This is a genomic window from Luteitalea sp. (assembly GCF_022842525.1).
Classification (GTDB): domain Bacteria; phylum Acidobacteriota; class Vicinamibacteria; order Vicinamibacterales; family Vicinamibacteraceae; genus Luteitalea.
This window is the reverse complement of sequence record NZ_JALHPM010000218.1, coordinates 1-9,728: the sequence shown is the minus strand read 5'-3', so window position 1 is coordinate 9,728 and position 9,728 is coordinate 1. Positions and strand designations below refer to the sequence as shown.

Here is a 9,728-nt window from a genome sequence, read left to right as displayed (position 1 = left end):
GCCCCGGCCCGCCCCGGCACGCCGGCGGCCCCCGCCCCGGCACGCCCCACGGGCCCCGAGAAGGTGGTCCCGTTCCGGCCCGGCGAGACGCTGACCTACGACGTGTCGTGGTCCGACTACCTCACCGCCGGCTCGGCCACGCTCACCGTCCGCGACAAGCGCCCCTCGTTCGGATCGACGGCCTGGTACCTCATCGCCGAGGGTCGCCCGACGACGCTGCTGTCCAAGCTGTACGCGGTCTACTACAAGGCCGACTCGCTGGTCGACGCCTACACCCTCTTCCCGCAGCGCGGCTCGGTCTTCAGCCAGGAGAACGGTCGCCAGCGGATGAAGGAGACGCGGTTCGACCAGCCGAAACGCACCGCGACGTTCCAGATGCGGACGTCGACCACGATGCAGCAGGACCAGGCCCTGCCCGGGCCGACCCACGACGGGCTGTCGGCGCTCACGGCGATGCGCACACTGGCCTTCGCGCCGGGCGCGAGCAGCAGCTTCGCCGTGTCCGATTCCGGGTACCTCTATCGGGTCACCCTCAGCGTCGCCGCGAAGGAGACCATCAAGACGGGTCTCGGGTCGGTCACCGCCTGGAAGGTCGTGCCGGCCATCCGCGACGGCAAGGGCCAGACCGTCGGCCGCGGCCTCGCCGTGTGGATCTCCGATGACACCAGACGCCTGCCACTGCGCATCCAGGCGCAGTTGCCCGTCGGCTCGTTCGTGCTGACGCTGCGCGAGGCGCGATGACGCCGCGCCGGGTGCTCGTCACGGGCGGCGCGGGCTTCGTCGGCTCGGCGCTGGCGCGGCGCGCGCGCACGGCCTGGCCCGAGTCCGACGTCACGGCCTTCGACAACCTGCGCCGGCGCGGCAGCGAGCTGAACCTGGCCCGCCTGAGGGCGGCCGGCGTGCACTTCGTGCACGGCGACATCCGATCCCCCGCCGACCTGGCGCCGCTCGGGCGCGACCTCGACCTGCTGCTCGAGTGTTCGGCCGAGCCGTCGGTGCTGGCCGGCTACGACGGCGACCCGAGCTATGTGATCGACACGAACCTGGTCGGCACGATCCATTGCCTGGAACTGGCGCGTCGCGCCGGGGCGGCGCTGGTGTTCCTGTCGACCAGCCGCGTCTACCCCATCGAGGCCCTCAACGCCATCCGGACCGAGGACGGGCCGACGCGCGTCACCATCGCCGCGGCGCAGGACCTGCCCGGTGTCTCGGCCAGCGGCATCGACGAGGACTTCCCGCTGACGGGCGTGCGGTCGATCTACGGCGCCACCAAACTCGCCAGCGAGTTGCTCATCGCCGAGTACCGCGCCGCGTTCGGGCTGCGGACGCTGATCAATCGCTGCGGCGTGATCGCGGGCCCCTGGCAGATGGGCAAGGTGGACCAGGGCGTCTTCTCGTTGTGGATGGCCCGTCACCTGAGTGGAGGCGCCCTCACGTACAACGGCTGGGGTGGCACCGGCACGCAGGTGCGCGACCTGCTGCACGTGGACGACCTCGCCGACCTGGTGCAGGTGCAGGTCGAGCGCCTCGAGGCGCTGGATGGCGCGCTGTTCAACGTCGGCGGCGGGCTCGCCTGCAGTCTGTCGCTGCGCGAGACGACCGCGCTGTGCGAGGCGATCTCGGGTCGGCGCATCGTCATCACGCCCCAGCCGGAGATGCGCGTGGCCGACGTCAAGCTCTACGTCACCGACAACCGGCGCGTGACGGCCGCGACCGGGTGGGCGCCCGGGCGTACGGCCGAGCAGATCCTGCGCGACCTGCACGACTGGATGCAGACACACGCCGACGCGCTGCGGACGGCCGGCCTGTGACGGCACGACGGCGGGAAGGTACACTCCCCCGATGGCAGTAGCGCTCATCACCGGGTCGGCCGGACTGATTGGCTCGGAAGCCGTCGATTCGTTCGTGGCGCGCGGCTACGAGGTCGTCGGCATCGACAACGACATGCGCAAGCGCTTCTTCGGCGACGAGGCCTCGACGTCGTGGCAGCGGGCCGAACTCGAGCGCCGCCACGGCACGCGCTACCGTCACGAGAACCTCGACATCAGGGACGCCGCGGCCGTGAGTCGGGTGCTGGCCCACTACGGCGCCGACATCACCGCCGTCATCCACACCGCCGCGCAGCCGTCGCACGACTGGGCCGCCCGCGAGCCGTTCACGGACTTCGGCGTCAACGCCGTCGGCACCCTCAATCTGCTCGAGGCCTGTCGCGAGCACTGCCCGGACGCCGTCTTCGTCTTCACCTCGACCAACAAGGTCTACGGCGACACGCCGAACCGGCTGCCGCTGGTCGAGCAGGAGACGCGCTGGGAGATCGACCCGACGCATCCGTTCGCGAACGGCATCGACGAGTCGATGAGCATCGATCAGTCGACCCACTCGCTGTTCGGGGCCTCGAAGGTGGCCGCCGACGTGCTGGTGCAGGAGTACGGCCGCTATTTCGGCATGCGGACGGGCGTCTTCCGCGGCGGCTGCCTGACCGGGCCACACCACTCCGGCACCATGCTGCACGGCTTTCTCGCCTACCTCATGAAGTGCACGGTGACCGGCACGCCGTATCGCGTCTTCGGCTACAAGGGCAAGCAGGTCCGCGACAACATCCACAGCGCCGACCTCGTGCGTGCCGTCCACGCCTACGTCGACGCGCCGCGCGTCGGCGAGGTCTACAACATGGGCGGCTCTCGTGTCTCGCACTGCTCGATGCTCGAGGCGATCACGCTCTGTCAGCAGATCGCGGGACGCGAACTGCCGTGGACCTACGAGGAGAAGCCCCGCATCGGCGATCACATCTGGTATGTGAGCGACATCGGCAAGTTCCGTCGCCACTACCCGGCGTGGCAGCAGCAGTTCGACGTGGCGGCGCTCCTGCAGGACATCCACGATCAGAACGTCGAGCGATGGCAGACCGCCGCCAGTCGATGAACGCCGCCGGCGGCGTCGACGTCCAGAGCATCTACGAGCGGCGCTTCGCCGACTCGCTGGCGTTCCGCCAGCAGATGTGGGACGTCCTGTGCCGCGAGTTCTTCCAGGCCCACGTCGCGCCCGAGTCCACGGTGGTCGAGATCGGCGCCGGCTACTGCGAGTTCATCAACCACATCCGGGCCGCGCGCAAGGTCGCCGTCGATCTCAACCCCGACACCCGGCGGCACGCCGGGCCCGATGTCCGCGTCATCCTCAGCTCGACCTCGCGCATCGAGGGCCTCGAGGACGGCGTGGCCGACGTCGTCTTCGCCAGCAACTTCCTCGAGCACCTGACGCGCGAGGACATCCTCGCGACCCTGCGCGAGGTGCGGCGCGTGCTCAAGCCGTCGGGACGCTTCCTCGTCCTGCAGCCCAACATCCGCTACTGCAAGGAAGACTACTGGCAGTTCTTCGACCACATCACGCCGCTCTGCGAGCGCAGCCTCACCGAGGCCCTCGAGACCACCGGCTTCGATGTCCCCTACGTGCTCGGGCGGTTCCTGCCCTTCACCACGCAGGGGCGGCTGCCCAACTCGATCCTGCTGCTGAAGCTCTACCTGAAGCTGCGCCCGGCCTGGCGCGTCTTCGGACAACAGAGCTTCTTCATCGCCACCCCCCGTGCCTGATCCGGCGCCGCTGCTGCTCTCGGTCGTGATTCCGGCCCACAACGAGGCCGACGGCATCACCCCGACCCTGCAGGCCCTCGCCACGCAGTTGCGCGAGGCGGCGATCCCGTTCGAGCTGGTGGTGGTGGACGACCACAGCACCGACGGGACCGGCGCCGTGCTGGCGGGCCTCCGTGCCGAGATCCCCGAGCTTCGTCGCGTGGAGAACCCGCGCGCCGGCGGGTTCGGCCACGCCGTGCTGGCCGGCCTCGAGGCCTTCAGCGGCGACGCGGTGTGCATCGTGATGGCCGATGCCTCCGACGATCCGCGCGACGTCGTGACCTACTACCGGACGCTGGTTCAAGGGTATGATTGCGTGTTCGGGTCGAGGTTCATCGCGGGCGGGCGGGTCGTGGACTATCCGTCGCACAAGCTGCTGATGAACCGCCTGGCCAACGCGTTCATCCGGGTGCTGTTCGGCCTGCGGCTGAACGACACGACCAACGCCTTCAAGTGTTATCGGCGGGAGGTCATCTCGGGGTGCACCCCCCTGCTGGCCAAGCACTTCAACCTGACGGTCGAACTGCCGCTGAAGGCCATCGTGCGCGGGTACTCGTACACGGTGGTGCCGATCAGCTGGTACAACCGGACGACCGGGGTGTCGAAGTTGAAGATCAAGGAGATGGGCAGCCGGTATCTGTTCATCGTGCTGTACGTCTGGCTCGAGAAGCTGTTGTCGCGCGGCGACTATCGCAAGGCGGGTCCCATGCCGACCCCACGACGTTGAGAGGACCGTTCCTGACCATGCATGTGCTCATCACCGGCGGCGCCGGCTTCATCGGTTCCCACCTCTCGGACGCCCTGCTGGCCGCAGGTCATCGCGTGCACGTCCTGGACGACCTGTCGACCGGGTCCATCACCAACATCGCGCACCTCAAGCCCAACCCGGCGTTCTCCTACACCATCGACACGGTGGACAACGAGCCGCTGCTGGCCGAACTGGTGGACCAGGCCGACGTGATCTTCCATCTGGCCGCCGCCGTCGGCGTCAAGAAGATCGTCGAGGAACCGGTCGCCACGATCGAGAACAACGTGCACGGCACCGAGGTGGTGCTGCGGCAGGCCAACAAGAAGAAGAAGCTGGTCGTCATCGCCTCGACGTCGGAGGTCTACGGCAAGAGCACCGACGTGCCGTTCAACGAGGAACAGGACCTCGTGATGGGGCCGACGCACAAGCACCGGTGGGCCTACGCCTGCAGCAAGGCCATCGACGAGTTCCTCGGCCTGGCGTACCACAAGGAGAAGCGGCTGCCGGTCATCATCGTGCGGCTGTTCAACACGGTCGGGCCGCGCCAGTCGGGCCAGTACGGCATGGTCATCCCGAACTTCGTGCGCCAGGCGCTGCTCGGCAAGCCCATCACCGTGCATGGCGACGGCACCCAGTCGCGCAGCTTCACCTACGTCGGTGACGTCGTCCGGGCCCTGATGGCCCTGGCCGCCGAGCCGAAGGCCATCGGACAGGTCTTCAACATCGGCAACGGCGAAGAGATCACCATCAACGCGCTGGCCGAGAAGATCCGCGACATGGCCGCGAGTTCGTCCGAGATCGTCCGCATCCCGTACGACCAGGCCTACGAATCGGGCTTCGAGGACATGCCGCGTCGTGTGCCGGACATCACCAAGATCCGCAACCTGGTGGGCTACGAGCCGCGCGTGGACCTCGACCAGATCCTGCGCGAAGTGATCGACTTCATGCGGGCCTGACCCTCAGGCGACGGGCAGCGGCAGGCGACTCGACGTGAAGGTCGCCAGCCCGTCGTGCAGGTGGCGATAGATCGCGTCGGCATCGCCACGACGCGCGGCCACCCCCAGGCGGCGGACCAGACGATCGAGCGCTGGCCCTCGGGGCGACGGTGATCCCTCGGTGACGCGCAGGATGTCGCCCCGTCCCGTCGCCACCACCTCGCTGTCCGGCTCCCACAACGCTTCGGTCAGCTTCTCGCCCGGCCGCAGCCCGGTGAACACGATCGGCACGGTGCCCGGCGCACGGCCCGACAGCTGCAGCAGATCCTCCGCCAGGTCGACGATCCGCACCGGCGCGCCCATGTCGAGCACATAGAGCTCGCCACCATCGTCCAGGCCCCCCGCCTGCAGCACGAGATAGACGGCCTCCGGAATGGTCATGAAGAAGCGCGACATGTCGGGATGCGTCAGCGTGATCGGCCCGCCGCGCAGAATCTGCCGCTCGAGCACCGGGACGACGCTGCCCCGACTGCCCAGGACATTGCCGAAGCGCACGGCGACGTAGCGCCGCCCGGACCGCAGCGCCGTCTCGCGCACCAGCCACTCGCCCACCCGCTTGCTGGCCCCCATCACGCTCGCCGGCGCCACGGCCTTGTCGGTCGAGACCAGCAGCAGTCGCGGCACGCCGGCCGCCTCGGCACACGCCAGCACGTTCCGGGTGCCGATCACGTTGTTGCGGACGGCCTCGGCCGGATGCAGTTCCATCAACGGCACGTGCTTGTGGGCCGCGGCGTGGAAGACGACGGTCGGGCCATGGGCCGAGAAGACCCGGGCGAGCGTGCGCCGGTCGGTGATGTCGGCGATCACCGGCACCAGGGGAGGCGCGTCCGCTTCGCCGGACACTTCGGCATGGGCCGCGTGAATGCTGTTCTCGCCGTGTCCCAGCAGGATCACGCACTCCGGCGCGGCGCGGCACACCTGACGGGCCAGCTCGCGACCGATCGACCCGCCGGCGCCGGTGATGAGCACCCGCTGCCCCCGCAGGTACGCCGGAGGCGGGTCGTCGCACGCCACCTCGGTGCGCCGCAGCAGGTCGCCGAGTTCGACCGGGCGCAACTGCGTCGGCGTGATGGGGAGGCCGAGCAGTTCGACGATCCCGGGCATGGTGCGCACCGGGAGCCCGAGCCGCCGACACGCCATGGTGATGGCGCGCAGGCGCGGCCCGGAGAGGCTCGGGATGGCGACGACCACCTCGTCGACGGCGTGCGACTGCACGATCTGTTCGAGGCTGGCCACCGGACCGACGACGGTCACCGGACCGACCGGCTGCCCGAGGCGCGCGGGGTCGTCGTCGAGGGCCGCGATCAGTTCCTCGCCACGCTGGTGGCGCACGAACTCGTCGGCGACGATGCGCGCGGTGTAGCCGGCGCCGACCAGCAGGATGCGCCGCGTGTGGCTCACTGCCAGGCCTCCAGCCAGGCTTCGAACATCAGGACGCTCCAGAGGCGCGCCTCGTGCGCGCCGCGGCCGGCCAGATGCGCCTGCCAGGTGGCCGTGACGACCTCCGGCCGCAGATAGCCCTCGGCGCGCAGCCGCGCCGGGTCGAGCAGCGCCTCGGCCCATCCGCGCAAGGGGCCTCTCAGCCAGTCGCCGAGGGGGATGGCAAAGCCCATCTTCGGCCGATCGAAGACCTGACGGGGGACGTGCCGGCCGAGGACCTGGCGCAGCAACCACTTGCCCTCGCCATCGGCGATCTTGAGCGCCTGCGGCTGGCGCCACGCCCATTCGTACACGCGGTGATCGAGCAGCGGCGCTCGCGCCTCGAGACTCGTGCCCATCGTCGCGCGATCGACCTTCACGAGGATGTCGTCGGGCAGGTAGGTCACGGTATCGAGGGCCATCAGCCGATCGAGCGTGTCGGGAAAGGCCTGCGCCATGCGGGCCTCGTCCCACGTCGCGCCCGGGTCGCGGCCGTCGATGACCACGCGCTCCGGCATCGGCCAGGTCGACACGGTCCGCAGGTAGGCCTCATCGGCCGACGAGGCCGCGAGCACCGTGGCCAGCTTGTGCAGTTTCTCGCCGGGACGCGCCTGCCGGGCACGACGTGGCAACACGGCGGACGCCGCCGCGAAGGCGCGGTCCCAGGTGGCCGGCGCGAAGGCCTGCATGCCGGCGGCGGCGCCGCGGCGCACGGCCCCGGGGAATACGGCCGCCCTGGCGAGGGTCGCGGGCAGGAACTGATAGCGGAGATAGCCGCCGAAGACCTCGTCGCCGCCATCGCCCGACAGCGCCACCGTCACGTGCTGTCGCGCCAGTTGGGCGACGAGGAAGGTGGGAATCTGCGAGGAATCGGCGAACGGCTCGTCGTACAGCGCCGGCAGCCGCGGGATGACCTCGCGCGCCTGGGCGTGCGTGACCCGGAACTCCGTGTGGTCGGTGCCGAGGATGTCGGCGACCGCGCGGGCCGCCTGCGCTTCGTCGTAGCCGGCCGCATCGAACCCGACGGTGAAGGTCCGCACGCGCCCCGACGCTTGTTGCGCCATCAGGGCCGTCACCAGGCTGGAGTCGATCCCGCCCGAGAGGAAGGCCCCGAGCGGCACGTCGGCGATCATCCGGCGCGAGACCGCGTCGCCGAGCAGGGCCTCGAGCTCCTGTGCCGCCTGCACGGGATCGGCCGCACCCGGTCGTGCCGCGATGCCCTCGCGGGCGACGTCCAGGGCACTCCAGTAGGCGTCCACGCGCGGCACGTCGTCCGGGGCGCCGAACGTCACCACGGCCCCCGGCGGCACCTTCGTGATGCCGACGTGAATCGACCGATCGCCGGGCACGTAGCCGTAGCGGACGTAGGCCGTCAGGGCGTCGCGGTCGATCGGCGCGTCCCAGGCGGGATGGGCCCGCAGCGCCTTGAGCTCGGAGCCGAACAGCAACACGCCGCCGCAGCGCCCGTAGTAGAGGGGCTTCTTGCCGAACCGATCACGGACCAGGTGCAGACGGCGCGTGTCGGCATCCCACAGGGCAATCGCGTACATGCCCCACAGGCGCGCCCACAGTCCCTCCACCCCCCAGTGCTCGGCCGCCGCGAGGATGACTTCGGTGTCCGATCCCCCGCGAAAACTCCAGCCGTCGGCCGCCAGGGCCGTCCTCAGGTCGCGGTAGTTGTAGATCTCGCCGTTGAAGACAATGGTGAAGCGGCCGGATCGGGAGGCCATGGGCTGATGCCCCGCGGGCGACAAATCGAGGATGGCCAGACGGCGGAAGCCGAGCACCGGCCCGCCCTGCCCGTCCCACCACGCACCCGCGTCATCGGGGCCGCGATGGGCGATGCACGTCGTCATCGCGGCGATGCGATCGTCGACCTGCGCGCGAGTGCCCCCGCGTCCGTCCCAGAACCCCGTGACCCCGCACACGCCCTACACGCTACCGCATGCCGCCGGTGGGGAGAAGGTCGACGCCCGTGGACTACAATTCCGACGGCACGTCCGCCGCTCCATGGCTCCTCCCCTTCCCGACACGACTGGCCGCCCCAACGTCGATCACGAGACGGTTGCCGGTTTCGGCGACGAATGGTCGCGGTTCGATCAGACCACGCTGTCAGCCGCCGAATACGACGAGTTGTTTGCTCAGTACTTCGGCATCTTCCCGTGGGAGGCTCTGCCCGCCGGCGCCGCGGGGATGGACGTCGGATGCGGCAGCGGACGCTGGGCCAGGGGGGTGGCGCCCAGAGTGGGACACCTGCACCTGGTCGACGCAAGTGCCGAGGCGCTGGCCGTCGCCAGACGCGCGCTGGCCGGACAGGGCAACTGCGCGTTCCATCTGGGATCGGCCGGCCAGTTGCCGTTCGCGACCGGCAGCCTCGATTTCGGCTACTCGCTCGGCGTGCTGCACCACGTGCCGGATACCGAGGCCGCGTTGCGCGAATGCGTCCGGTGCCTCAAGCCGGGCGCACCGTTTCTCGTCTACCTCTACTACGCCTTCGACAACCGGCCGGCCTGGTTCCGCACGGTGTGGCAGGCCAGCGACCTCGTGCGACGCACGACGTCGCGCCTGCCGATGCCCCTGCGCTACGCCGCCAGTCAGGTGATGGCGTCGACGGTGTACTGGCCGCTCGCCACCGCGGCGAGGGTCGGTCGCCGGGCGGGACTCGACACGTCGCACTGGCCGCTGCACTACTACGCCGACCGCAGCTTCTACACGATGCGCACCGATGCGCTGGATCGCTTCGGCACACGCCTCGAGCAGCGCTTCACGCGCGCGCAGGTTGGCTCGATGCTGCAGGACGCCGGGCTCGCCGACATCCGCTTCAGCGAACACATGCCGTTCTGGTGTGCGGTCGGCCGCAAGCGCGGCTGACGCCTCAGGTGAGTGGCGTGAACTGGACGCGGGACTGCACCAGGTGCACGCCCAAGATCGGAAGAGCGT

At 69.8% G+C, this 9,728-nt stretch carries 8 protein-coding genes and 1 pseudogene; 7 read left to right on the top strand and 2 right to left on the bottom strand.

Going from position 1 to position 9,728, the window contains the following annotated elements; genetic code table 11:
- The 6 genes and pseudogenes from Q0C41_RS26990 to Q0C41_RS26965 all read left to right on the top strand — a co-directional run.
- On the top strand, positions 1-741 hold a 741-nt coding region (locus tag Q0C41_RS26990; protein ID WP_291989346.1), incomplete at its 5' end, for a DUF3108 domain-containing protein.
- Positions 738-1,811 (top strand): NAD-dependent epimerase/dehydratase family protein, encoded by a 1,074-nt coding sequence (locus Q0C41_RS26985; protein WP_291989345.1) that lies wholly within the window; start codon positions 738-740, stop codon positions 1,809-1,811. The genes Q0C41_RS26990 and Q0C41_RS26985, both read left to right, overlap by 4 nt.
- 31 nt (positions 1,812-1,842) lie before the next feature.
- Positions 1,843-2,922 carry an NAD-dependent epimerase/dehydratase family protein gene (locus Q0C41_RS26980; protein WP_291989343.1) on the top strand — a complete coding sequence of 360 codons (1,080 nt, stop codon included), beginning with the start codon at positions 1,843-1,845 and terminating at the stop codon, positions 2,920-2,922.
- Positions 2,898-3,587: a class I SAM-dependent methyltransferase gene (locus tag Q0C41_RS26975; protein ID WP_291989341.1), complete on the top strand. Its 690-nt coding sequence runs from the start codon at positions 2,898-2,900 to the stop codon at positions 3,585-3,587. The genes Q0C41_RS26980 and Q0C41_RS26975 overlap by 25 nt, the downstream gene beginning before the upstream one ends.
- Before the next feature lie 16 nt (positions 3,588-3,603).
- Positions 3,604-4,353 (top strand): annotated as a pseudogene (locus Q0C41_RS26970) (glycosyltransferase family 2 protein); the annotation flags it as partial.
- Positions 4,354-4,370: 17 nt separating this feature from the next.
- Positions 4,371-5,330 carry a GDP-mannose 4,6-dehydratase gene (locus Q0C41_RS26965; RefSeq protein ID WP_291989337.1) on the top strand — a complete coding sequence of 320 codons (960 nt, stop codon included), beginning with the start codon at positions 4,371-4,373 and terminating at the stop codon, positions 5,328-5,330.
- 3 nt (positions 5,331-5,333) lie between these two features.
- Here Q0C41_RS26965 and Q0C41_RS26960 read toward each other — a convergent pair whose 3' ends face one another.
- Both Q0C41_RS26960 and asnB read right to left on the bottom strand, forming a co-directional pair.
- A complete protein-coding gene (locus tag Q0C41_RS26960) occupies positions 5,334-6,770 on the bottom strand; it encodes a nucleoside-diphosphate sugar epimerase/dehydratase (RefSeq protein WP_291989335.1) in 1,437 nt (478 codons plus the stop codon).
- Positions 6,767-8,716, bottom strand: coding sequence for an asparagine synthase (glutamine-hydrolyzing) (asnB, locus tag Q0C41_RS26955; RefSeq protein ID WP_291989333.1), 1,950 nt, complete (start codon positions 8,714-8,716; stop codon positions 6,767-6,769). The genes Q0C41_RS26960 and asnB overlap by 4 nt, the downstream gene beginning before the upstream one ends.
- A gap of 82 nt (positions 8,717-8,798) precedes the next feature.
- Between asnB and Q0C41_RS26950 the strand changes: the two genes are divergently transcribed.
- The gene (locus Q0C41_RS26950; protein WP_291989331.1) at positions 8,799-9,659 is read left to right on the top strand and encodes a class I SAM-dependent methyltransferase; all 861 of its coding nucleotides are present in this window, start codon (positions 8,799-8,801) and stop codon (positions 9,657-9,659) included.
- Positions 9,660-9,728 lie beyond the last annotated feature (69 nt).